27 protein-coding genes are annotated in these 23,123 nt (G+C 52.7%); 11 read left to right on the top strand and 16 right to left on the bottom strand.

Features of this window, described 5'->3' with window-relative positions; translation table 11 throughout:
* Positions 1 to 100: 100 nt before the first annotated feature.
* The 4 genes from ACTG2J_RS10720 to ACTG2J_RS10735 form a co-directional block, all read right to left on the bottom strand.
* Complete coding sequence (locus tag ACTG2J_RS10720; RefSeq protein ID WP_439988652.1) at positions 101 to 889, bottom strand: hypothetical protein; 789 nt, start codon at positions 887 to 889, stop codon at positions 101 to 103.
* Positions 890 to 914: 25 nt separating this feature from the next.
* A complete protein-coding gene (locus ACTG2J_RS10725; protein WP_021230121.1) occupies positions 915 to 1,556 on the bottom strand; it encodes a TetR/AcrR family transcriptional regulator in 642 nt (213 codons plus the stop codon).
* Between the two features lies 1 nt (position 1,557).
* Positions 1,558 to 2,745 (bottom strand): patatin-like phospholipase family protein, encoded by a 1,188-nt coding sequence (locus ACTG2J_RS10730; protein ID WP_113739550.1) that lies wholly within the window; start codon positions 2,743 to 2,745, stop codon positions 1,558 to 1,560.
* A gap of 94 nt (positions 2,746 to 2,839) precedes the next feature.
* Positions 2,840 to 3,412, bottom strand: coding sequence for a phasin family protein (locus tag ACTG2J_RS10735; protein ID WP_005333118.1), 573 nt, complete (start codon positions 3,410 to 3,412; stop codon positions 2,840 to 2,842).
* Positions 3,413 to 3,660: 248 nt separating this feature from the next.
* Here ACTG2J_RS10735 and ACTG2J_RS10740 point away from each other — a divergent pair, with 248 nt between their 5' ends.
* Positions 3,661 to 5,634, top strand: a complete 1,974-nt coding sequence (locus ACTG2J_RS10740) for an SDR family oxidoreductase (protein WP_113739549.1) — start codon at positions 3,661 to 3,663, stop codon at positions 5,632 to 5,634.
* 90 nt (positions 5,635 to 5,724) lie between these two features.
* Here the strand turns inward: ACTG2J_RS10740 and ACTG2J_RS10745 are convergent, their stop codons facing one another.
* On the bottom strand, positions 5,725 to 6,600 hold the full coding sequence (locus ACTG2J_RS10745; RefSeq protein WP_113739548.1) for an esterase/lipase family protein: 876 nt from the start codon (positions 6,598 to 6,600) through the stop codon (positions 5,725 to 5,727).
* Between the two features lie 170 nt (positions 6,601 to 6,770).
* On the opposite strand from ACTG2J_RS10745, the gene ACTG2J_RS10750 reads away from it, so the two are divergent.
* The 5 genes from ACTG2J_RS10750 (at position 6,771) to ACTG2J_RS10770 (ending at position 10,663) form a co-directional block, all read left to right on the top strand.
* Positions 6,771 to 7,073, top strand: coding sequence for a YebG family protein (locus ACTG2J_RS10750; RefSeq protein ID WP_005333111.1), 303 nt, complete (start codon positions 6,771 to 6,773; stop codon positions 7,071 to 7,073).
* A 380-nt stretch (positions 7,074 to 7,453) separates the two neighbouring features.
* Positions 7,454 to 8,731, top strand: coding sequence for a tyrosine-type recombinase/integrase (locus ACTG2J_RS10755; protein ID WP_162628392.1), 1,278 nt, complete (start codon positions 7,454 to 7,456; stop codon positions 8,729 to 8,731).
* A 373-nt stretch (positions 8,732 to 9,104) separates the two neighbouring features.
* On the top strand, positions 9,105 to 9,443 hold the full coding sequence (locus ACTG2J_RS10760) for a hypothetical protein (RefSeq protein ID WP_201989439.1): 339 nt from the start codon (positions 9,105 to 9,107) through the stop codon (positions 9,441 to 9,443).
* Positions 9,444 to 9,767: 324 nt separating this feature from the next.
* On the top strand, positions 9,768 to 10,034 hold the full coding sequence (locus ACTG2J_RS10765) for a hypothetical protein (RefSeq protein ID WP_111901098.1): 267 nt from the start codon (positions 9,768 to 9,770) through the stop codon (positions 10,032 to 10,034).
* On the top strand, positions 9,992 to 10,663 hold the full coding sequence (locus ACTG2J_RS10770) for a hypothetical protein (RefSeq protein ID WP_162628388.1): 672 nt from the start codon (positions 9,992 to 9,994) through the stop codon (positions 10,661 to 10,663). The genes ACTG2J_RS10765 and ACTG2J_RS10770 overlap by 43 nt, the downstream gene beginning before the upstream one ends.
* On the opposite strand, the gene ACTG2J_RS10775 is transcribed toward ACTG2J_RS10770, so the two are convergent.
* A complete protein-coding gene (locus tag ACTG2J_RS10775; RefSeq protein WP_113739544.1) occupies positions 10,660 to 10,935 on the bottom strand; it encodes a hypothetical protein in 276 nt (91 codons plus the stop codon). The genes ACTG2J_RS10770 and ACTG2J_RS10775 overlap by 4 nt on opposite strands.
* Before the next feature lie 115 nt (positions 10,936 to 11,050).
* Between ACTG2J_RS10775 and ACTG2J_RS10780 the strand changes: the two genes are divergently transcribed.
* Both ACTG2J_RS10780 and ACTG2J_RS10785 read left to right on the top strand, forming a co-directional pair.
* Complete coding sequence (locus ACTG2J_RS10780) at positions 11,051 to 11,401, top strand: DUF3653 domain-containing protein (RefSeq protein ID WP_439997474.1); 351 nt, start codon at positions 11,051 to 11,053, stop codon at positions 11,399 to 11,401.
* A 393-nt stretch (positions 11,402 to 11,794) separates the two neighbouring features.
* Positions 11,795 to 12,748 carry a DUF2971 domain-containing protein gene (locus ACTG2J_RS10785; RefSeq protein WP_439997475.1) on the top strand — a complete coding sequence of 318 codons (954 nt, stop codon included), beginning with the start codon at positions 11,795 to 11,797 and terminating at the stop codon, positions 12,746 to 12,748.
* A 390-nt stretch (positions 12,749 to 13,138) separates the two neighbouring features.
* Here ACTG2J_RS10785 and ACTG2J_RS10790 read toward each other — a convergent pair whose 3' ends face one another.
* The 9 genes from ACTG2J_RS10790 to ACTG2J_RS10830 all read right to left on the bottom strand — a co-directional run bounded on the left by ACTG2J_RS10790 (position 13,139) and on the right by ACTG2J_RS10830 (position 19,632).
* On the bottom strand, positions 13,139 to 13,504 hold the full coding sequence (locus ACTG2J_RS10790; RefSeq protein WP_439997476.1) for a hypothetical protein: 366 nt from the start codon (positions 13,502 to 13,504) through the stop codon (positions 13,139 to 13,141).
* Positions 13,505 to 13,521: 17 nt separating this feature from the next.
* Positions 13,522 to 13,836, bottom strand: coding sequence for a hypothetical protein (locus ACTG2J_RS10795; RefSeq protein ID WP_439997477.1), 315 nt, complete (start codon positions 13,834 to 13,836; stop codon positions 13,522 to 13,524).
* A gap of 88 nt (positions 13,837 to 13,924) precedes the next feature.
* Entirely contained in the window at positions 13,925 to 15,127 is a 1,203-nt protein-coding gene (locus ACTG2J_RS10800) for a zonular occludens toxin family protein (protein ID WP_439997478.1), read from the bottom strand.
* Complete coding sequence (locus ACTG2J_RS10805; RefSeq protein WP_129504058.1) at positions 15,128 to 15,442, bottom strand: DUF2523 family protein; 315 nt, start codon at positions 15,440 to 15,442, stop codon at positions 15,128 to 15,130. It abuts the gene before it with no gap.
* A 4-nt stretch (positions 15,443 to 15,446) separates the two neighbouring features.
* A complete protein-coding gene (locus ACTG2J_RS10810) occupies positions 15,447 to 16,865 on the bottom strand; it encodes a hypothetical protein (protein ID WP_439997479.1) in 1,419 nt (472 codons plus the stop codon).
* 112 nt (positions 16,866 to 16,977) lie between these two features.
* The gene (locus ACTG2J_RS10815; protein ID WP_129504056.1) at positions 16,978 to 17,205 is read right to left on the bottom strand and encodes a Flexible pilin; all 228 of its coding nucleotides are present in this window, start codon (positions 17,203 to 17,205) and stop codon (positions 16,978 to 16,980) included.
* A 300-nt stretch (positions 17,206 to 17,505) separates the two neighbouring features.
* The gene (locus tag ACTG2J_RS10820; RefSeq protein WP_023583768.1) at positions 17,506 to 17,826 is read right to left on the bottom strand and encodes a hypothetical protein; all 321 of its coding nucleotides are present in this window, start codon (positions 17,824 to 17,826) and stop codon (positions 17,506 to 17,508) included.
* Positions 17,827 to 17,855: 29 nt separating this feature from the next.
* Positions 17,856 to 19,394 carry a replication initiation factor domain-containing protein gene (locus ACTG2J_RS10825; RefSeq protein ID WP_411240981.1) on the bottom strand — a complete coding sequence of 513 codons (1,539 nt, stop codon included), beginning with the start codon at positions 19,392 to 19,394 and terminating at the stop codon, positions 17,856 to 17,858.
* Positions 19,381 to 19,632, bottom strand: a complete 252-nt coding sequence (locus ACTG2J_RS10830; RefSeq protein ID WP_069526815.1) for a hypothetical protein — start codon at positions 19,630 to 19,632, stop codon at positions 19,381 to 19,383. Before ACTG2J_RS10830 ends, ACTG2J_RS10825 begins: the two co-directional genes overlap by 14 nt.
* Before the next feature lie 124 nt (positions 19,633 to 19,756).
* Here ACTG2J_RS10830 and ACTG2J_RS10835 point away from each other — a divergent pair, with 124 nt between their 5' ends.
* From ACTG2J_RS10835 to fabA, 3 genes are all read left to right on the top strand, one after another.
* On the top strand, positions 19,757 to 20,149 hold the full coding sequence (locus ACTG2J_RS10835) for a helix-turn-helix domain-containing protein (RefSeq protein WP_167569712.1): 393 nt from the start codon (positions 19,757 to 19,759) through the stop codon (positions 20,147 to 20,149).
* A 49-nt stretch (positions 20,150 to 20,198) separates the two neighbouring features.
* Positions 20,199 to 22,175, top strand: coding sequence for a Lon protease family protein (locus ACTG2J_RS10840; RefSeq protein WP_439997480.1), 1,977 nt, complete (start codon positions 20,199 to 20,201; stop codon positions 22,173 to 22,175).
* 77 nt (positions 22,176 to 22,252) lie between these two features.
* Positions 22,253 to 22,813 carry a 3-hydroxyacyl-[acyl-carrier-protein] dehydratase FabA gene (fabA, locus tag ACTG2J_RS10845; RefSeq protein ID WP_005336586.1) on the top strand — a complete coding sequence of 187 codons (561 nt, stop codon included), beginning with the start codon at positions 22,253 to 22,255 and terminating at the stop codon, positions 22,811 to 22,813.
* An 84-nt stretch (positions 22,814 to 22,897) separates the two neighbouring features.
* Here the strand turns inward: fabA and rmf are convergent, their stop codons facing one another.
* On the bottom strand, positions 22,898 to 23,077 hold the full coding sequence (gene rmf, locus ACTG2J_RS10850; protein WP_005315693.1) for a ribosome modulation factor: 180 nt from the start codon (positions 23,075 to 23,077) through the stop codon (positions 22,898 to 22,900).
* Between the last annotated feature and the right edge of the window lie 46 nt (positions 23,078 to 23,123).

Genomic DNA, 23,123 nt, shown 5'->3' on the forward strand with positions numbered 1-23,123 from the left:
GACCAGTGACAGCGTAGCCAGCCGGTCTGCCCCCATCATAAAGAGGCCAACCCGCGGGTTGGCCTCTTGTTTTGCTGTCTATCCGTGGCAAGAGTGGCGGTTAATCCTCCAGCTCTTCCCGCGCCGCCTCCACATCGAGGCGCTCCATCGCATCCATGGGTTCGCACTCGGCCGCTTCAGCATAGAGGGCTTCGGCCGCTTTCAGGCGGCTCTTGCCGTGCAGCATTACCTGAGCGTTGGCGTACTCCATGCGGGCGATAGCCGAGTCGGGGATCAGTGCCAGCGCCTCCTTGAAGTGACGCTCGGACTCCTCCTTCTTGGCGCCATAGGTGAGACCGCCGATCATGGCCCCCAACTTGTCGACGATCTCTGCGTGCCAGGCGCCAAAGGCGATATGGGCTTCCGCGTGGTCGGGTTCGATCTCCAGTGCCTTCTCCAGGCTTGCCTTGATCTTGTCACCAATGCCCTGAGAGAGAGCTTTGGAGATGGAGATCACCTGGCTGTAGCGCCCGAGGGCCAGAGCGTGGAAATACCAGGCATTGGCGTTCTTGGGCTGACGCTTTTGCAGCTTCTCGGCATGGCTGGCCGCCCGCTCGAAGGCGGCTCGCTTGGCATACTTGTCCTCCAGCAGATAGCTGGCATGGATCACCAGCGCTTTGTTCGCCACATTGAGGCCTGCCTCACCGGCCGCTTCGCCAAGGGCAACTGCCTGGGCAAAATCCCCGGCATGATAGGCCCGCCAGGCATCCTGTACCTGTTCATCCTCGGGCCAGGGTTCGGCATCCCCCTGATGGAGACGATCCCAGTTGTCCGCCAGCTTCTGGCCGGCATACTCATAGGCCGCATCCGCGTAGGGGAAGGGGACAAATTCGAGTTGTGAAGTGGTCATGCTTGTTCTCCCTGTAGCATGTGAATCAAACCTTGTCGGTGTAGTGGTGGGCGAGGGCGCCCAGATGAGCGCGGGCATCGGCCCGCAAATAGGGTGCGACCAGTTGCATCACCTGAAAGACGCCGAGGGCGATATCGGCGTCCGCCTTGGGGTGCAGTGCCCGCTGGTAAGAGATCCAGAATGTGCCAACCAGCGCCACATTGGCCGCCAGCGTGCGCATCTGTTGCGTCGTGCCCTCCATCAGCCCGACCGTTTGCAGATGGTTGCAAATGGCGATGGCGGTCTGCTCCTTGCGGCGCAGCAGGGCGGAAAAGCGCTGTTCCACCTGATGATAACCACTCATCAGGGTCGCGATATCGTAGTAAAGGAAACGGTACTGCCAGATGGCTTCAAACATCAGGTGGAGAAAGAGCCAGATATCTTCGGGCTCATCGGACGGGGTGCTGACCGCCTCCAGCAGGCGATCCATCTGCTGTTCAAATTCGCAGAACAGGGCGTTGACGATCTCCTCCTTGTTGTGGAAGTGGTAGTAGAGATTGCCCTGGCTGATCTCCATCTCGGCCGCAATGGCCGAGGTGGTGACGCTGGGTTCCCCTTGTCGATTGAAGCAGGCGAGGGCAGTGGTCAGGATCCGCTCCCGGGTACGGCGCTTGGGTTTGCGATCCATGCTACTCCTTTGGTGATGAACGGCGCACGCCGTGGCGATAGCGTTTGGCAAGCCAGTGCTGCAACTGCTCCAGCGACTTGTCGAGGGCGGCGACCGAGCCAATGCCGGGGGCCAGCAGGGTGCGATCTTCATCGGCCAGCGCGGCCAGATTGAGCTCGAGGCCATGCTTGGCAAGCACCGGCGCCAGCTCGTCACGACGCAGCCAGAGATCGCGGCGGGTATGCTGGTAAGCGTGCTCGCAGAGGCGGCGACGATCCCGGTAACTGAACACATTGGTGAAGAACATCTCGCCATCGGCAGAAGAGGGCTCAAACAGCAGGGCGTCGGCGTCGGGATATTGGTGCTTGTAGCGATCCATCCCCACATGCATGCGGGAGTGGATGATGGCGCGAAAAGTCTGGGCCAGCACCACCGGCAGACCGCTGTCCACCAGATTGGTCGGGGTGCCGTCGGCCATGTCCGCATCATAGGGCACCAGCGGATTGATGCAGAACACCAGATCCGCCCCCTCTTCCAGCGCTACCGAAGCGTGCAGAGTCTTGATCAGCGCCCCGTCCACATAGTAACGACCGTTAATCAATGAAGGGGGAAAGAGGCCGGGCAGAGCTGCCGACGCCTGCACTGCCGCCGAGATGGGCACGTCATCGAGCCCCGGGCTGCCGAAGGCGACCGGGTGGCCGGTGTCGAGTTCGGTAGCGACCACAAACAGTCTGCTGCGCAGCTGGCGGAAATCGTTGCTGCGGCCGGGACGAGAAAAAAACTGGGTCAGGGTGCGATCTACCCCGCGGTTGTCGAACAGTCCGGTCGGAATGGCCTTGGAGAGCCCCTGCAGCGATTCAAACAGGCTGCGCTTCCAGGGCGCCGCCAGATAGTAAGTCAGACTCTGCCACGCCAGCGGCGGGATCGAGGTCAGGCGGTCGGCATATTCACGAAAGGCGGGTCGCAGCAAGGTGGCCGGGTCAAACATCTCCCCCGAATCATCGCTGAGCAGGATCCGCACCAGCTTAGCCGGCGAGATGCCGTTGGCCAGCGCCGACGCCACCACGGCCCCCGAACTGACGCCAACATAGATATCGGCATGGTCAAGGCGCAGGCCGTTGATGCTGTCAGAGAGGGCTGCGCAGGCACCGATCTCGTAGATGCCGCCGAGCGGCCCGCCGCCAGCAAGGGCAATTGCGATGGTACTCATAGCGTCGCCTCCCTATCCATGACATTCATCATGACAAGAGCGGCCCAGCGCAGGGCATGGGCCGGTATCAATCACCTTCCGTCACCGCGAGGGATCAGGGCAGGACGCTCTCTGCTTTGGCTTTCACCTCTTTCACCGCATCTTCGGCGGCGGAGAGGAGATCGGCGGCCTGCTCAACCACGGCCTCTTTAGCCTTGGCTACCGGCGCCTTCTTTACCGGAGGCTTGCGGGCAGCGGGCTTTTTGGCGGCAGCCGGTTTGGCTTCAGCGGCAGGGGCTTCCTCTTCCTGCGCATCCAGCAGTTGCTGGACCACGTCGGTCAGCTCGGCCATGCGCTTGGAGAGCTTATCGATATCCTTGCGGGTCGGGATGCCGAGGCTGGCCACAGCGCGGGCCACGCGATCTTCAAACACCTGCTCCAGACGGCCCCAGGTATTGGCGGTCTTGTCGGTCACAGCGGCAATCTTCTCATCTGCGCTCTGACGGGTTTTGGCCTGCAATGCTTCCCCTTCCTGCACCAGGGCTTCAAAGATCTTGCCACCCTCTTCCTGTGCTTTGGCATAAGCCCCCAGACCCGCCAACCAGATCTGCTGGGTGGACTCCTTTATGGTGGAGGTGAGTTGGTTGTCGGTCACTGACCCTGCCAGCGCTTTCAATTTCTTAGCCATGATCTTCTCCTTGAATAACGACAGATAAATGTAATGGCGACAACGAAACTGCAATCGGGTTGTGGCATTACTGATTTTTCAACTTCAGTCTAGGGACAAAAAATAGAGGGTTCTACCTAATAACGGAACAGGCACACCACCGAAATTAGGGTTTGCTCACGAACCGACAATCAAATTGCGGATTCCCATATGAATCGTGATATATCTAACAACCTAGTAACACCCTAATCAGTAGCAGGATTCTCTTTATGAACTATTTCATTACTGGCGGTAGTGGTTTTATCGGGCGTCGATTGATCAAAAAGTTATTCCAACAGCATCCCGACTGTATCGTCTATTTTCTGATGCGCGCCTCTCATCAGGATAAATTGCCGGAGTTATTTGCATTCTGGAATGTGGATCAATCGCGTGCAGTCCCGGTTTTTGGCGACATGACGCAACCGCTGCTGGGGGTATCGGTCGAGATACAGGAGCAGTTGATCGGCAAGATAGACCACTTCTTCCATCTGGCTGCTATCTATGATCTGAACGCCAAGGCCGGGATCCAGCAGCAGGTCAACACCGAAGGGACCCGTCAGGCTGTTCAACTTGCCGAGCGGCTGGGGGCGGGGCAGTTCCACCACTGCAGCTCCATCGCTGCAGCGGGCCTGTTTGACGGTCTGTTTCGCGAGGACATGTTCGATGAGGCCGAACACCTCGACATGCCTTACTTCCAGACCAAGCACGAAGCGGAAGGGATTGTGCGAAACGAGTGCACTATTCCGTGGCGGGTCTACCGACCGGGGATCGTTGTCGGTGACTCCAATACCGGCGAGATGGACAAGATCGACGGCCCTTACTACTTCTTCAAGACCATCCAGAAGCTGCGCCGTCTGCTGCCGCCCTGGATGCCGGCCATCGGTGTTGAGGGCGGGCGCATCAACATAGTGCCGGTCAACTTTGTGGTCGATGCCATGGTGCATATCGCCCATCAAGAGGGCGAGGAGAACAAAACCTTCCACCTGACCGACCCCAACCCGATGCGGGTTGGCGATATGCTGAGCACCTTCTCCCGCGCCGCCCATGCGCCAGAGCCTGCGATCCGCATCAACGCCTCTCTCTTTAATTTCATTCCCCGCCACCTGACCGCCATGCTGATGACCATGGCGCCGGTGCGCCGTATCCGCGATGCCGCCATCGCCGATCTGGGTCTGCCCAAGGATGTGTTCCGCCTTATCAGTTACCCCACCCGTTTCGACAGTCGCGAAACTCAGCGGGTACTGAAAGGGACCGGCATCGAAGTGCCGCCGCTGCACAGCTACGCCTGGCGGCTGTGGGATTACTGGGAGCGTCACCTCGACCCGGAGCTCTTCATCGATCGCTCCCTGCGTGGTCGGGTAGAGGGCAAGGTGGTGCTGGTGACCGGGGCCACCTCCGGCATTGGCCGTGCAACCGCGCGCAAGCTGGCGGGGGCGGGGGCAAACGTCGTTACCATCGCTCGCGACGAGCAGAAAATTGCCGAGACTAAAGCCGAGTTTGCAGAGCTGGGGCTGACCATCGAGATCTATCAGGGGGATCTCTCCAATCTGGCGCAGGCCGAGGAGATCACCGCTCGCATCGTGGCCGATCACGGCGGCGTCGATATTCTGGTCAACAATGCCGGCCGCTCCATCCGCCGCTCCATCGAGGACTCCTTCGATCGCTTCCACGATCTGGAGCGCACCATGCAGCTCAACTACTTCGGTGCGCTCAAGGTGATCATGGGGGTGCTGCCCACCATGATTGAGAAGAAAAAAGGGCACATCATCAACATCTCCTCCATCGGGGTGTTGACCAATGCGCCGCGCTTCTCCGCCTATGTTGCCTCCAAGTCGGCCCTCGATGCCTGGGTGCGTACCGCCGCCTCCGAGTTTGCCGATAAAGGGGTGAGCTTCTCCATCATCAATATGCCGCTGGTGAAAACGCCGATGGTCGCGCCGACCAAGGTCTATGAGCAGGTACCTATGATGACGCCGGAAGAGGCCGCCGATCTGGTGTGCGATACCATCATCAACAAGCATGTGCGACTGGCCACACGCCTCGGGGTGTTTGGTCAGGTGGTGCATGCCCTGGCACCTCGTGTTGCGCAGGTGATCATGAATACCAGCTTCCGCACCTTTGCCGATCCCAAGGATGGCGACAAATCCAAGGCCACCGCCGATCAGGTTGCCGTCTCGACCCTGATTAAGGGGATACACTTCTAACCGGGTGATACGATAAAGAAATCAACAGGGGCCTGAGCAATCAGGCCCCTGTTTTATTTGGAATAACAGTTGAAGGTCGAATAAGGAGAATCAGACTCGGGACAGCAGATCAAGCAGCAGATCAGTCGTGCGACGGGAGTAGAGCAAAGAGAGATGGCCAATGGCGGGCAACTCGATATCTTCCATTCCCACCAATCGTTGCCGCTCCTGCGGCATCACCACATTGTCGTGACTGGTGCGCACCGAGATGCCGGGCACGCAAAGCGGCACAGAGGCAAAACGCTGCAACCAGCCGGAACCGGGCTCCATCTCGCGGGCATTGGCCCCAAGCCCTAGGGCGGCAAGCTGACTCCCCTGATGAGGCGTAGCCAGGGTGATCAGGCGCACGACCTTGTCACCCCCATGGAGAGCCAGATAGTCGCGGCAGACCAGCCCCCCCATGCTGTGACCGACCAGCACCAGCTTGTCAGCCCCGGTCTGCGCCAGCACATCGTCAATCCGGGTGGCCAGCAGCGGCACCATCTCATCGATATGACCAAATGGTGGCATCAGGGTAATGGTGGCAACCACATGGCCTGCGGCTTCCAATCTGGCGCGCTGGGTGCGCCAGATCCCGCGACTGCAACCGTAACCATGCACCAGCAATACGGGACGCTGGCATGGACGCAGCCGATCGGGTGCCATCAACAAAGGCTCGAATGGTAGCAACAAGGTGAAGGTGTAGAGGTAGGCCAGCATCTCCTGCGCCATCATCTTTACCCGGCGCCCGGGGCCGATAGCCGGGGAGGGGTAGAAGCGGGTAAACAGCCAGCTGCCGAGCACCACCAGACAGCGCAACCCAAGCAGGGCAAACACGACAAACAGCAAGGTCAGCAACCAAGGAAGTCCCACGACCAGGTGGGCGATACTCCCGAGGAGCAGCACCTCTACCATCAGTAGGATAAACAGGTGTCGTACGATCGTCATAAGGCCATGATCCGACCAGTCAGGCGTGGAAGTCAAATGGCACTTTGAGACAGCTTGATCCAGCGCGGCTTTTGTCGCTAAACCCCGGCGAACTCTTTTCCGGTGAGGTTATTTGCAATACTGTATATCCATACATATACTCTATCCATCATCACCAAGAGGAGGCCATCATGGCTGTCGAGATCAAATATGTGGTTGTTCGTGGGGGAGTGGAAAAAATGACCTTTGCCAGCAAAAAAGAGGCCGATGCCTATGACAAGCTGCTGGATACGGCCGATGAGTTGATGACCCTGTTGGCTGGCGCCCCGATCGAGTTGGCACCAGAGCAGCAAGAGAGTCTGGCATTCTACCTGGCAGAGCAGCGCGATGTGCTACAAACCCTGCTGCGCGGCGGCAAGGTTCAGGCAGGCACGAAAGAGGAAGAGGCCCCAGCAGCCAAGCGCAAGGAGAAGCCACTAAAGCAGGTGGCCTGATTGCACAGACCTGCTATTTTTCGGGATAAACAGCTCACTGCATTCACTTTATTTGCATTTAAAACCATTTTTACGGCTATTTACCCCGAGAATTTTTTAACAACGGTGCATATCTAATGCATAACTGAATAGCGTGCACCACTGAGCGACACCAGCCAGATCTATGAGGAAATAATGAGCAAACAGTGGAGAGAACGTTATCCAGATCGCTCCCGGTGACCTTAATCAGCAACAACAATAGGCAGTACCAATCCCAATAGAAGCCGCATTCATCTATCACGAGCACTTTTCTATCAACTCGGCTCACAGGCTCATATCGACTCATCTCAGCATCAACAAGCAACACCATGACTCAACAACCATTATCCTTGCCGCCAGCCATGCCGCTGTTTGACAGCCTTATCTATCTGGAAGCTGGCAATCCGCAGGTCAATCAGTACCTTGCCAACCTCAGCCTCAATGATGTGCCCGATGCCGGGCTGGTTTACGAACTGGCGGTCGATTGGCTGCTGGAGCAGCGCAACAGCGAAAACAACTACAAAACCTATCGCAGCGAACTGACCACTTTTTTACACTGGTGCTTTCGCGAGGCAGCCATCAGCCCGAAAGATCTCACTCGCCGCATCATGATCCGCTATCTCGACTACTGTCAGTCCCCCCCTGACGAGTTGATCGCCTACCGCAACGTAGCGCAATTTGTCCTCGACAAGGAGTGGGGAGAGCGGTTGCCCAATCCGCAATGGCGTCCGTTTTTGGGCAAACGGGAGCTGGGCCGCACCTTGCCCTATCGCCTGAGCGAGCAGGCGATGAAGACCAAACTCGCCATCTTGTCGGCCTTCTTCCAGTTTCTGATCCAGGAGGAGTACATGGACAGGAATCCCGCTCTGCTGCTGCAGCGGGTCAAACGGCCGCAACAGCTGGAAGCCGATGATCAGGTGCAGGCCTTCAGCGAGTTGCAGTGGTCATACGTGATGCAGGCCGCCGACACCCTTGCCAACGACCATCCGGAGCAACACGAGCGCAGCCGTTTTCTCACCATTCTGATGTACGCCTGCTATCTGCGGATCTCTGAGGTTGCAGCCCGACCGGGCTTTACCCCTGTGATGGGGCAGTTCAGGCGGGATCGCAAAACCGGCGTCTGGGGCTACTTTATTCCGCAAAGCAAAGGGGGCAAACGGCGTACCGTAGCGGTATCCCAAGCGCTGCTGGCGGCACTCGAACGCTACCGCCGTTTCCTCGGTCTCTCTCCCTTGCCGACACCGGATGAACAGACACCACTGTTCGTTCGCCATAAAGCGGCAGCACATGGTCGCGATCAGGGAGAACTCAACGCCAACCTTGGCATTCGCCAGCTACGGGATTTGATCATGGTGATCATCGGTAAAGGCGCAGAATTGGCAGAGCAGGATGGATTTGCCCAGGATGCAGCCGAAATGCGGGAACTCTCTCCCCATGCGATCCGCCATACCGGGATCACCCATGACATCAATCTGCACGGGCGGCCGCTCTCCCACGTACAGGCCGATGCCGGACATGACAGCATCGACACCACTTCGAAATACCTGCACACCAGCAACAGTGAACGACATGAGAGCGCCCAGCAAAAGCCGCTGGACCGACTGAACCAACAAGTGAGAGATAACGTTCACAAAAGCTAACGAACAACGTGACATCCCCCTGATTTGTATTGACTGCTCTTAGAGCACAGAATGGCTTGTTTGGGGTGTCATAGAAGTTGGCGCGGCAATGTTGTACTTCTCTGGATGGCAATCGGTTCAGGAAATATTTTTGGCTCACATGGATGATTCAGAACAGGCACCTTGCCATCTGCGGCATACATATTTACCCCGTAGCAGAGAAGCAAAAAACGAAATTGCTTGCTGAAACAACGAGAACACCCGATGCCGAAAGCTAAGTAACATACCGGAAGCAATCATATTCGGATTGAACAGCGCCTTATTATCACACTTGCATATCCAGTCATTATTGATGATATTGATATCAATATTAACGAGATACCGAGGAGCGGTTATGCAAGTGGCAGTGGTGGAAAAGACCTTCAGGATCGTTGGCAAAGGGTCGCTCACGGCCCAGTTCACCTTTATCTCTTCAGGCACACTGCATATCTGGTTTCCGGATGTGGGCCTGCAGATGGAGGCCCACTGCAAAGAGTTGCGTATCGAAGATTGCACCATTATCTATACCAATGGTCTCCATCATGGCCAGCCCAGAGCACTCTGGTCCTTAACCCTCCATCCCGATGATATGAACGAGCTCAAACGTATATTGCAGCAGTTTAACAGCAACCTCTACTTGACCTGCCAGCCACCCACATTGGCCATCGCCAAACGTGCCTTGAATATGAATTGACCCAACTTCCAAAATGAAATGGCGAATACTCTTCAAGCCGAATAAGCCGTGACGATTTAAGGGGAGGGGAGTCTATCGCGATAGTCGGCATTTTTATGGCTGTTTTACAAGAAGGAGTATCAATATTTCCAGAGAGAGACCTCTCAAGTAGGGGACAGATATTTCTAAGAATCTTCATTGTAATAACGAGGGTTATAACTGTGAAAATCAAACATAATGTTCAATAAGTGAGGGGGATTCCGCACAACGTATTGATTTAATAGTGGACTCTTGTCTCAAAATGGGACATTTGTGGTTTCAGGATATCGACTAAGGGGAGGGGGTATGTCTGATCATTGGGATGACTACTTCAACCAGGAAAAGGCACCGCCTGACTTCCTGGTTGAGCGAGTAGATGTTGTGGGCGAGGGGGCTTTGGCGGATCAGTTGGCCAAGTTGGCCGACCTCTACATTGCCAAACAGCAGGGGAACCGGATGGCAGGTCTTGCTGACTTGGGTGAGGATCTTCTTAAGCTGGCTGAGACTGGCATTCGTGACGGTTCATCGTCATGCGCTGGATTGGTGAAGGAATTGTGCCGCAGAACCGGCTGAATAAAGCCTTGTTATCTCTCACGATGATGCCGATAAATGGGGTTATCGGCATTAGCCTTAGCCTTGTCTGCTATCTTGGCTTGTTGCATCATACGAATCTCATTTTCTACTTAATGAAGGACTATATGGCAAGCAGGGACAAACGGGCTCAGCGCTCGAAACTCAAAGCCAAGCAGGCTAGAAAAGCGAAGCAGGCGTCCATATCTCGACAATCAACTCATTACACATTAAACGATGACCAGATTCGTGTGTTTCAGTTATTGCCGCAACCAGACCCTTCATTTTCCTATGTAAAACCACTGATAGATGAAATGTACGCAGGGCTCTGTGCTGAGGGCCAAGAAGATGATGTGTTGGCCTTTGAGTTCATTGAGATCGTAACTCTCGCCGCTGCTTCTTATATCATCTGGTCAGAGAACAACCTGAGGTCATTCCAGCAAAGTCTGATTGCCACAATATCCGATGAGCTTGCTGATAATCCTCAGTTCATGCACGCATTGATGGGTTCTTTGCCGCCAATCTTCCTTGAAGACCTCAGTGTGATGAGCCAAGTCTTCGAGAACGCCAACGAACAGGGTGAAGTTTCTGAAGACTTTCTGAAGAAACTCAATTCACCGGCTATCAACTAATCCGACTCCAATTTCTCTGAACCCATATCTGGGCCCCAATCCATTTCACCTGGTGACGCGGCATTGGGGTCACACTGTGCCAACAGTTCTTTCAGTGTGTAGCTCGGCTGGCCACGCAGTTTGGCACGAGCACGCTCCACATCATCAAATGCCGCAGTCAGCAGCGCCGGATCACCATCTTCAAGGGCTGCCTTCAGATAGGCAACCATATCGGCCTCAGTGGCCAAGCAGTCAACCGCATCAAAGCGGCTCCATTGTTCGGTTCTCTTCATTTCGTCCTCCTGCATTCGTCATTGCGCATAATGCGACGTTTTGTTAAATGCCCATCCGAAACCCGCCGATAAGCCACTCCACGCAATTTTGCTGGTTTATCAGGTATTTACTTGGATGGAACGAGAGTTGACCAAAAACTTCATTTTTCGTTGGTTTGAGTGCGGTTTATCAATTGAAGAAACGGCCAATCTTTGTTTTGTTTCTGTGAGGCAGGTCACATATTGGGATAAGGGCAAAGAGATCCCACCTGCTTATAAACGGCTGATGCGTATGGCTTCGGGTAGGGAGTTGCCCACTATCTGGAAGGAATGGGAAGGCTGGCGAATGAAGAATGATTGCCTTGTATCACCGACAGGGGTCACATACGACAGGCGAAGGCTAGAGGCGATAGCCATCATCCAAGCGGAGAGATCCGAACGGCAGATGGCTGCTTTCTACTGGAGGAAAAAATTAGGCATTAACTAAAACAGGGGGCGAATGCCCCCTAACAACTACTCGTTACAGCAATGCTCACAACAGCGAATCTCATAATGAGCATAATCTTCACGAGCTTTAGCAAGTGCAGAACTGGCAGAGCTATGCTTCCCAAGCATCGCCTCTTGGATAAGACCAGGAGGCGGAAAAATGCAATCCTGCCGATGGATTAGTAACTCGCGGCCATGCGCCACACTTATGTTCAAAAAATACGCAAACTCCATCGATTTCCTCATAAAGCAAAAGCCATTCAGATAACATGGTTAGTTGCACACCAAAAATCAACCTTTATTTATGTTTTTACTCAGTAATGATGGGGCAGGTGTAGAAATCTGAATTCCCCCCGTATTACTATACGGGGGGCTCAAAACCAGAGGCGTCGACATGCGCAAGCTATATAAATATCTACCTAACAACTTCGATTTAGCAAGTCATTTAAAAAATCCAGAATTAAAACTCAGCCTAATAAAAACACTAAATGACCCCTATGAAGGTCAAATGACTAAGAATGCCATTGAGAAGCTATCTAAAGCCATGATTAAACATAGCGACTCTCTTGTTTCCGTAAGGGATAATGCCGATGTGGCTAAAGCTACCGCGATCAATGCGATCCAGTACATAGTCAAAACTATATGTATAACATCATTCAGTGAAACACAACGAAACCTATTAATGTGGACACACTATTCAGCACAGCATAAAGGCATTTGTATTGGATACGATACGAATATGCTTAATCGTGGCGAGGGTCCACACCATTTACGAAAAGTAAACTATGACTCAATATTGTTTGAACAAGAACAACTCGATGAATTAGATACAATGGAGGATTTTGATTCCATAGAAACAGAAATGTTTATCGAGCGACTATTAACAACCAAAAGTGATGACTGGTCATACGAGAAAGAACATAGATATATATCTCCACCAGAGTCATGTACCAGAGCAATTATTCCACACTCATTTGAGGAACTACATCCTGATGCTAAATATGCAATAATGCTAGCTGAAGGAAAAGAATCTCACAAAGTAATAAAACATCAAAGTAGTGTTGAATTAATACCCAGTAGAAGTGATGAAGAGCTAATGACATTACTAGAAAGCAGTAATGAAATAGAAACAACAATAGCCTATCATCATGAGCCTATCTTTTTAAAAAAAATAAATAAAAAATATATAAAAAGCATTTACTTAGGAGTTTTTTTTGATGAAAAAGAAACTATCAATATAATAGACTTAATTAACAAAGACCCTGAGCTGCAACACATAAAAGTATATAAAAACTACATATCTGATGAAAGATATGAGTTAAAACATGAAATTATTTATCCGAAATGAAATTATTTAAAATCAATAACAACACACCGAAGACCTTAGCAAAATTTTGTCTTCGACAGGAAGAAAAGGTCGTCACCAGGCGCGCCCTACAGCCTACAGGGTCTCGTCCTCGCTGCGCTCCTTCCTCAACCCTTCCGACTGGTCGCTCTGCCTGGGGCATTAAAGACTGGTTTAGCAGGGAAGGGGGAGGAGGGTCATTCTCGGGAAAGTTCAGAGCCGCCTAACGGCGGGCGCCGCGCTTGGAGACATGAGCTCTCGGGGTAAGCGCGAGGGTTGCGCTTCTATGGCTTCGCCATGAAACACAAACACCTCGCCAGCCCAGTAGAAATGCGACACACTGAATAGTATTTAACATAAATAACCGCATGACGCATTGACAGACCAGTAAACTTATATTCGATCATCCGCCTCTCTATTTTTAATGCCATCCTCATATTTACCCATTAACTTCGACAAAACCAATAGGTTACCCCATGCAATAAATAACAAGGCCATATATGACACAGCTTGATAATTATCAACCTTTAATAAGAACTCAGAAAAATGCCTGGCAAATAAATTTATTCCGTCTCTGTACTCTCCAGCCTCATTGGCAACAACAAGAGCTAATAATGTAACAGCCAAAACCAAAATCATATTAAAGAAAGCAGCAACCAATAAATAATTAGCATATTTGACATAAAATTTTGGTTGCGTAATTGCAATGGCAGCCAATAGACCACAAACACCATAAAACACACTTTGAATATCAATCATATCAAACCTATAAAATATTAAATACAAATACCCCAAGATGTTAATTTATCACTAACCTTAAATGTATCTCTGACGATAAGATTGCGGTACATACTATGATTAGATGATATCAAAACAGCTCTAGCTGTAAAATTTGGATCAAGTTTCTTCCTACGTTTTACCAGCGCTGATATATAGGTTTCAGCAAGATGCTCGCTCTCGAGGTAAGCAGCTGCATGCCTACTACAAAGACGTCCGCCAGCGGAGATAAATAGACCTCCCTTTTCAAGTTCACCAAAAAGAGAAAAAGGAACTCGATCCGTATATAACACTTGTACGGAATACCACTTCACAGAATGCTCCATAGAACCTCCAAAGATGTTACGTTAACGGATGAACATAACTCAAATGGAGCACAATGTGGAAGCATCATCTAACATACTATGTCCGGTCATCACCTGTTTTGTTTTTGGCATCACTGCCAGCAAAGAGGGCCGCATTGTATTTACGGCGTAGGGCGTCACCTTCTGGATCACAATAAACGTCAACATGCTTGCCCTGGTACTTCACTACAGCATGGCAACCGCTCACCGCATCCACCCTGGCAAGCTCATCCGGCCAATCATCGCTATAGACTGGCTGAACATCGTCACCCTTGCGCAGGGCGAAACAATACTCGACCCGATATGATCCCCGTTCATCCTTTACCAGCACATGGCAACTGATGATCAGCTTGTGTCCCGCGAACGGCCCTACAGAAAGAACCCCGCCAGGAGCCGAAGCAGGAGCGCCGCCAGGACGTACCCCAGCACTGGACGTATCACCCACCTCCCCAGGAGCCGGAACAGCGGTAGGAGAGGGCGCAGGGGCCTTGTTAGGCTTGTCGATATACTCAGGCTTAATGAAGCCAAAGAAGATACATACCCCCATAACTGCCAGAAAAAAAAGTATTTTAGGATCTCGGAGTATCGAGCTACCCGCGATTGTATCCGAGACCTTACCTGTTGTAGTTGAGTCGTAGAGTTTGAAAACATACTTCGGCACCTTATTGAATGGCTTTGCTTGCAATACATCGGACATGGACGACCCGCTGTTATCAGCCAGATGCAAAACCGTCTTATAGCGGCCCCCAATGCCCAGGAGGCCCATATTGGTATGGCGGATTGCAGTTTCAGCAGCGGCACGAATAACGGCGTGAACCTTTTTGATGTTCGGGGTAGTAAAGACGAAATCCCAGTTGTGGTGACGGTGCATATCAAAAGCCACGTCTATTGTTTCGGGTCGGCCATCTTCTTTCGCCACATCCGGCCCACCTGGATAATCCAGGCGGTCTAAATCACTCTGGCGCCAAGAAGGCGGAAAGATCCGTTGTACCTCATCGACCAGGAAGAAAGCCCCTTTGGGAGCCCAATGATAGAAGCGAGCGAAATGATCCCGCCCGTCCTGGGATTCGGTTTCGATATACGTTACCTGGAAGCTCTCAGGAACAGCCTTACCCAGTACCTCCCGGCAACGCTCGGCGGTGAACCCGCGAACGTTGGTGATGATGTGGCGGCCTGCCTTGATGGCGGGCAGTACATCGGTATGAATGGCCCCTGACGACTTGTAAGAGCCTGGGGCGCCGTGGTGGATCTTGATAGACATTTACCACCCCATCATGTTGAGCATGAAGCGGGTGACAAATGCCTGGGAAAGTATCGCCAGACCTTTATCAAAATGCAGGTATAGCAATATCCCCCGAACACTGGGCGGCAATGAATTGAAGGACGAGGACAGTAATTCACTGAAATGGATGTTCAATAGCACTTCCCTGGCAACGTCCCAGGTAAACGTCAGCAGGAACAATTTAAACTCGACCCATTGCACAGCCATTCGCACGGCAAACCAAGCGGCAAACTGTACTGCCAGTTGGTATATATCGTTAAAGAACGAATTAAAAAACTCACCAAGCCATTCCATGCCATCACCTCTTAAAGATAATCATCAGAGCCACAAAGTAGAAAATAAACAGCATCAACGCCGCCAGGGTTTTCCAGTAATCACCAGATGGCGGACAGACGGTGTATTCCTTTCCCTGGTGCGTGAATAGATCCAAACACTCCATCGGGTCAGCAGAGCCAGTGAGGTTAAAGGAAAACACCTGTTTCACATCCTCGGTGATGGAGGTGTATTTATCAGCCAGGGATTTGTTTGTTTCGGCCAACTTTTTTTCCATACCAGGAACATCAAAGAAACAGTTATCCCCTGAACAGGCAGATTTATAATCAGCATCACCGACAGAAAGAGGGTTGGAAGATGATCCAGGCATCTTAGAATAATCAACGCCAGAACCTTCACCGCTACCGTCACCACTACCATTACCGTTGCCAGCCTTCTCGGCCATAATCTCAAGAGCAGTGCGCATATCTTGCAAAACATACGTCTGTTGCTCAGATTGGTTTGCAGTCGTTGCGGCACTTTCAACAACAGATGCGATATCCGAGTTACTCCAATTAGAAGAACCACCACCAGAACCAGAACCAGAACCACCCCCCAGGGAACGCTCGATATTCTCAAGCGAGGTTTTCATATCCTTGGCAAAATAAGAGGTTGCCTTAGTATTTCCAGAAATGTCGTCAAGCTTATTATTGAGACCGTTTGTGTTGCCCTGAATACTGGACATCATATTTAAAGAGGCACCCATCATTGAGGAAATACCAGCAACGTCAGACGCAACAGAAGAAGGAACGCCACCAGAAGAACCAGAGCCAAGATTGTTCAACTTCGCATCTATAGATTGCAAATAATCCCTAGTGGTACTAAGAGCAGCAGCCACACCGCCAAGATTGCCATTAACATGAGATAATTCGCTTGATGATTGCTTTATATGATAAAGCGCATCTTTCATATCCCGAGAAAATGACTCTGCATTATGAGCGATAGAATTGAGATTGGCTGTATCTGACTTAGTGCTTTCTACAACTTGACGCAGAGCAACACCCAAGTTTTTATTCAACTTGGCAACAGCACCCGAAACAGATGTTCCGGTGGCGTCACCAATAACGGGCTCAAAATTAAGCCAGCCATCTATCGGTTTAGTTCCGGAAGGGCCTTCACCTGGCGTATTACCACTGCCATCTGAATCGCCGTTACCACTGCCATTATCTGACAACTTACACGCCACCCCAGTGGTTTCTACTGGCCCCTTGGTGTTATTCAAAGGCAACTCGACACAAACACCCTTGCAATTAACCTGACAACCCCCGAGATCCGAACCTTCAAATTTAAGACAGACAGGTAAGGGCGTTGCCATCGTCACACTACCCAATTGCACACCGACAGGACAACCCGCAATAGCAAATGCCAGCGATGGAAATAACAATAAAAGCCAACCTATGCGCACACAGCCCCCAATATAAAAAAAGGCGACCGAAGCCGCCTTAGATTGAAAAGGATGTTCGCCATCCCTCGACAAAGAACAAAAACCAGAGCGTCCCGATAAGCAGGGACATGGTTTAAGCCTTGCGAATAAGGCTGACCAGGATCCCGACACCAACCACCGCAGCAACGACCAGCATCACCTTGGGAGAGGTGGCGTTAACGTCTGACAGCGCGGTATCGAGCGCAGCACCCGCAGCGGCAGCAGTACCACCTTCACCAGCAGCATGGGCAACACCCATCGCAGAGAGAGAGGCCACAGCAGCGATACAACCGTTACGGAACAAGCCTGATACGTTTTTCATTTTTATTTATCCTCTTTTTGCACCAACAATAACACGGGCAACAGCGCCCAATTTTAAACCGACAACCCAGATGGCTAATCCAAAACCAAAGGCTACGGTTACGGTGGATTTATCGAACTCAAACCAGCTCGATATATCCGTTAACTTGTTATGCTCCTGAACAGTCAGGAGCACATATTCGCAGGAATCCCCCTCGGATAATCGAGCATATCCTTCGGAGGTAATATCTAGACAAAGCATTATCGCGCCCTCGTCGTCGCTCGCTGCGCGCTCTCGCTCCTCCTCCTCGGTGCGCGGCGGTTATACCGGCTTTTTGTTAGGCTGGAAGCCAACAACCACATTTCGGGTCGGATTCTGGGGATCGGCTTCCAGGACAAGATCAATAGCGACCAGCTTGGGACAGTCGGCCATTTCTTTAATAGTCGCAGCGTCATTACGAAGGGCCAATTGGCGAACCTCATAACCCCAGGAGTGGATATTGCACTCAGGCTTGTTGACGTTGTTTGCCGGAGCCAGGTATTCCACCTGGGCAAAATCATAAGGCACAGGAGCGCCGGATTTACGGGACACACCATAACCATGAGTAACACGAGTTACCAGAACACCAGTGAGCAGGGACATAATATTAACCTCGTTGAAGAACCTATTTTTTAGGTCGAAACTAAACAATGCTCACCCGATATAAACTCGGGTGGTAGCGGCATTCTTAACCGCGCCGGAATATCATCTTCTTTAAGATGCGCTGTTAATTGGTGAACAATCGTTTCAGGGGCGAGCCCCTCAACACTTGCTAACCAATTAACAAGGCGGCCCGCCATCCGAGACATATGGAAAACCGCATTGTCCCGACTGGTCTTGAACTTGTTTTTAAAGGTGGTCACCCGTACCGGAACAGATTCCGACTGCTTAATAGCATCAAGCCATTTAGCAAATTGCGGATACATCCCCGCGAAATAGGGATCTGGGTTTACCAGGACATCCAGCGGAATAACACGATCCTTATTGTGTAACTCGCCTTCGGCGCGTACCCAATTTGGGTTCTCTGCCGATTGCATCTGTTTACCCTTTTCGTATACCCGAGCACATTTACCGTTGATCCGGCTGCCCACATAAAAAGAACAGCCCTTGGTCGGTGCCATGCCAAACCGCTTTACGATGCCCTTGGCAATCTCGGATATGACGAACTCACCGGATTCGATTTTCATCCACGCCGGAGCACGGCCCCGCTCTGGGTGAAACTCACCAGCCTGGGCACCATCAATCGCGCCCTGATAACTGATCACCTCACCGCTGTAGTCATCCAGGGCAAGATCCACCCGCGTGATGCGAACAGATGGGATGTGAGAGATAACAGAGTGCAAAGCCTGCATATCGAGGGCGGCACAACCCACGCCGGAGAAACTGACCATGCAACCGTGGTTGGCAGCACCCCAACCAATCAGGCCACAGGGGAGGCCATCACACAGCAGGTCGGCCGAGTTGGCGTAACCATGCAGACCGGAGCGGCGAGGGCGCATAGTGAAACGAGGCTCAGGGATAGGCACCCCGATCTTGGTGTTCAGTTCTTCCAGCCACAGCTCGATCTCGGAACAGCACAGGGCATCCAGGAACTGCACCCCGTAGCAGTCGATCAAATCGTTGTAGGCTTCCCAATACTTGGCACCCTCGACAACTTCGAACTGGGAGAACTTGAGCAGGGATGCGCAGACAGCCTTTAGCTCTTTGCGCATATCGGCCCGAGATCGGTAGTTAGAGTGCAAAGCCCGCTCCATCATTTCGGTCATGGAAGGGGTAAAGACGGGGGCAGGGGACTTGGCTACACCCTTAAGGCTCAACCGCTCGGTGGCCTTGTCGTAGACACGCGCCACAGTAGGGGCAGGGGTTGCGCCCAGACGTTCGGCTTTGTTGCACAGCCGTTCTGACACCTTGTCGAAGTGGGTGAGGGGAGCGAAGCCGACCGGACGCTTCCACAGGTAACGCAGACCCTCGACAGGAGGCTCAGAGAAAGCGGCTTGCAGGGCCTTTACCTGGGTGTCAAAGCGCGGAATAGCCTTCAAGAGCGCACCTTGTTTGGCAAGCTCGGTCATCTGGCGCAGTTCGGTCGGCGCCCAGGTAAAGGACAGATAGTCGATCAGGGTTTTGGTGCCGATAACGCTATTTATCGGCATCACGGAGTTATGACCAGTCATCGAAAAAGACTCCCTGGTCGTAGAACCCTTGCCAGGTGTCCTCGGTCACTTCGACCAGCTCGAACACGGTATCGGGGTACGTCATAGACAGATAGACCCGCAGCTCATGCAGATCCCGAAACATCTCAACCTGACCCGCGATGCAGGCGGAGAGATCGCCAGTCGGTTCAGCCTGCCAATAAACCTTTCGCTCAATGAGAGCAGGCAGATCAAGGTTTTGTGGGCTAAAGTGGGTCATGGTTCATGCATTCAAATGATTTGTTGAATTGATTCAATCATACGAATTGTTGAATGGGAACAAGCCGTTTTTTGCCAAAATCGGTATGATGGGCCGATTGTCTAACCACTCAGGAGACAAAAAGATGGACTCGAATACGCTGATTCAAGCCTACATGAGGGCCAAAAAGTACAGCCAGTTGCAGGAAGTCGCCGCAGACTTGGGATTTACCACTTCCTATATCTCTGCGGTGAACAAAGGAAAGTCGCAACTCACTGATGCGACTGCAAAAAAGATTGCCGAAGAGATCGGCCTGGACGTGCAAGAAGTACTGCTAAATCTGGCCGCAGTCAGGGAAACCAATCCCGAGCTAAAACGCGCTTGGTATGACATTTTAGCGAAGTACACAAAAGGTACAGGCACGGCTGTAGCCCTTGCGGTAGCTATGTTCCTGACCCCCAGCCACGGGCCAGACAACACTGCGCATAATGTATATTATGTTAAATCAAGTATCTTGTTTCCTGTCACCACTTATTGAACTGTGTATAATGGCAACAATTGATCCTATCTTCGACCGGATGTCTTAAGTGGCTGAATTAACATCAGAACAATTAAAACCCGCTTTTGCGATTGAACAGTTCCCCAAGCTTAGCGAGCTTGAACCTATCCCCTTTGCTGCGCTGCAACCCAGAGCCATTTCCGGCATCAAACGTCTTGCCAGTTTTGATGGTGACTGTCCGGTCATGCTGCTCAACGGGTTCCCCGGCGCAGATTACGAAGGCGTTTGCCAGACGCTGATTGCCGACTCCAATGGCAAGGACGGTGACCTGTTTGATCTCTGCTACACCGAGAATCTGAACAACCCCTACAAACCTATCTGGCTGCGCCTGCAACCGGGCACCGGCGTCGAGTTTTGCGAAATGGTTGGCGAGCTGCTCAAGCTGTTGAGCCACCATCTCGATGCCGAACGCATCGTGACCCGCATCATGCGCAAGCAGAACAATGATCCGAAAATCGATGATTTCCTCTCCGATCTGGCGGCTCACGTGGCATTGGGTCTGGAGTTCCAGCACCCCATTCTGATCAATCTGCTGATCCACCACGAAGCGCAGGAAGCGCCGGTGATTTATGGCCGTGATCTCAACTGGGATACCCTATTTGGCTCCATCAATTACCAGACCGAGCAAGGCTCTGTCTATGCCAACCAGCACCTTTTGGAGCCCGGCTTGCTGCGCGAAGCCAACGGCGGTTACCTCATTTTGCAACTGGATGAGCTGCTGGATCAGCCACACCTCTGGTTCAAGCTGAAAAATGCCATGCAAAAAGGCGAGCTGGACTGGAACGCCTATCAGGAAGGGAAAACCCTGACCCCCTTCTTCGCGCCTGAAGCGACCCCCATCAAGCTCAAGCTGATCCTGGTCGGTGACCGACTGGACGTGGCCGAGTTCCAGATGCTGGATCGGGATATGTCCGAGCGCATCTTCCTGCGCGCGGATCTGGTGTCAGAGGTGAATATTGAAGAGGGTCTGCAGGAATTTCTGCAGTACCTGGCTTGGCTGCGCCAGCGCTGGAGCCTGCTGGACTTCACGCCAGCCGCCCTCGCCGCCCTTTGTCGCCATGCCAGCCGCCTCTGTGACCATCAGGAGTGGTTGTCGCTCTCCGAAGTGCAACTCTCCGCCATCATGCGGATGGCTGACAGTCTGGCCCGGGAGCTGGGAGCCGAGGTGGTCACCGACGAGCATATCCGTGGCGCACTGGAGGAGCAGGATTACCGCCTCAACTATCTGGTTGAGCAGTCCGATCAAGGGGTTATCGACGGCCAGATCCTGCTGCAAACCGATGGCGAAGAGATTGGGCAGATCAACGGCCTATCGGTCATTCAGGTCTCCGGTCACCCTTATGATTTCGGTGAGCCGGTGCGCCTCACCGCGACCGTACACCTTGGTGATGGCGATGTGGCGGATATCGAGCGCAAAGCGGAGCTGGCCGGTCATATCCACGCCAAGGCGATGATGATTATCCACGGCTATCTCTCCAACAAATTTGGCGCAGAGAACCCCTCCCCCCTGTCGGCCAATCTGGTGTTTGAGCAGTCTTACCACGAAATTGATGGCGACAGTGCATCCCTGACCGGCTTGTGTGCCCTGCTCTCTGCCCTCGCCCGCCAGCCTATCTATCAGCACTTCGCCGTGACCGGTGCGGTCGATCAGTTTGGCAATGTGCAGGCCGTTGGTGGCGTCAACGAGAAGATTGAAGGCTTCTTCCGGGTGTGCAAAATCCACGGCATCACCGGCAAGCAAGGGATCATTTTGCCGGGCACCAACATCCAGCAGCTGAACCTCTCTGACGAGGTGATTGCAGCGGTTGAAGCAGGCCAGTTCCACATCCACCCGGTGGATCATGTGGAAGAGGCCATCGAGTTGCTCACTGGCTGTGTCGCCGGTGAGCCTGATATGCCCGATACCCTGTTTGGCCGTATTCAGGAGCGGTTGGACGAGTTGAACGGCTCCACTGCCAAAGTCGGACTGCTGCGATCCCTGCTGGGGCGCCTGTTTGGCCGCTGATGAAGTGATCGGAGTTGTTTAGCGAACAACTGTAAGCTAAATTGGCCCGGCTTTGACCCATTTGAAGGAAATACCGCGTGACCGTAGACAATACCACCATGGAAGCCCGCCTTTCCCTGTGCGAACAGGGCAAGAACTCTTTTACCCGTGAAGAGCTGCTGGCTTGCAGCCGTGGCGAACTGTTTGGTGAGGGTAACAGTCAGCTGCCTGCCCCCAACATGTTGATGATGGACCGCATCGTCAAGATCAATGACAACGGCGGCGAACACGGCAAGGGCGAGATCCTGGCTGAGCTCGACATTACTCCGGATCTCTGGTTCTTCGATTGCCACTTCCCGGGTGATCCTGTGATGCCTGGCTGTCTCGGTCTGGACGCCATGTGGCAGCTGGTTGGCTTCTTCCTTGGCTGGAAAGGTGGCCCCGGCAAGGGTCGTGCTCTGGGCGTGGGCGAAGTGAAATTCACCGGCCAGATCCTGCCGACTGCCAAGAAAGTAACCTACAAGATCACCTTCAAGCGCGTCATCAACCGCAAGCTGGTGATGGGGATTGCTGATGGTGTGGTCGAAGTCGACGGCCGTCCGATCTACAGCGCCACCGACCTGAAAGTGGGCCTGTTCAAAGATACCACCGCATTCTGATCTCTCTGATTGGTGGTGAAACAGCATTAACGCAAAGGGGCCACAACGGCCCCTTTCCTTTTGTAATGAGTGATGAAGTAGCTGCTACTTCATGAAGAGGCCTGAGCCCCGCCCTTCCATGGCGTCACGCCAACCACCAAGCCAATGCCCTCGGGCATCCAGGCATTGATACGGACACGCTTCTTTCTGTTTGCCGACCACGCCAGCCTGATAACCACGAGCACGAGCTCTTTCCAGACGGTCCCGCTTCTGTCTCTTCATCATCTACGACCCTCTTCGTGGAACAAAAAAAGCGACCAATTCTGCATCG

The organism is Aeromonas sp. 6P (assembly GCF_051919525.1).
Taxonomy (GTDB): domain Bacteria; phylum Pseudomonadota; class Gammaproteobacteria; order Enterobacterales; family Aeromonadaceae; genus Aeromonas; species Aeromonas veronii.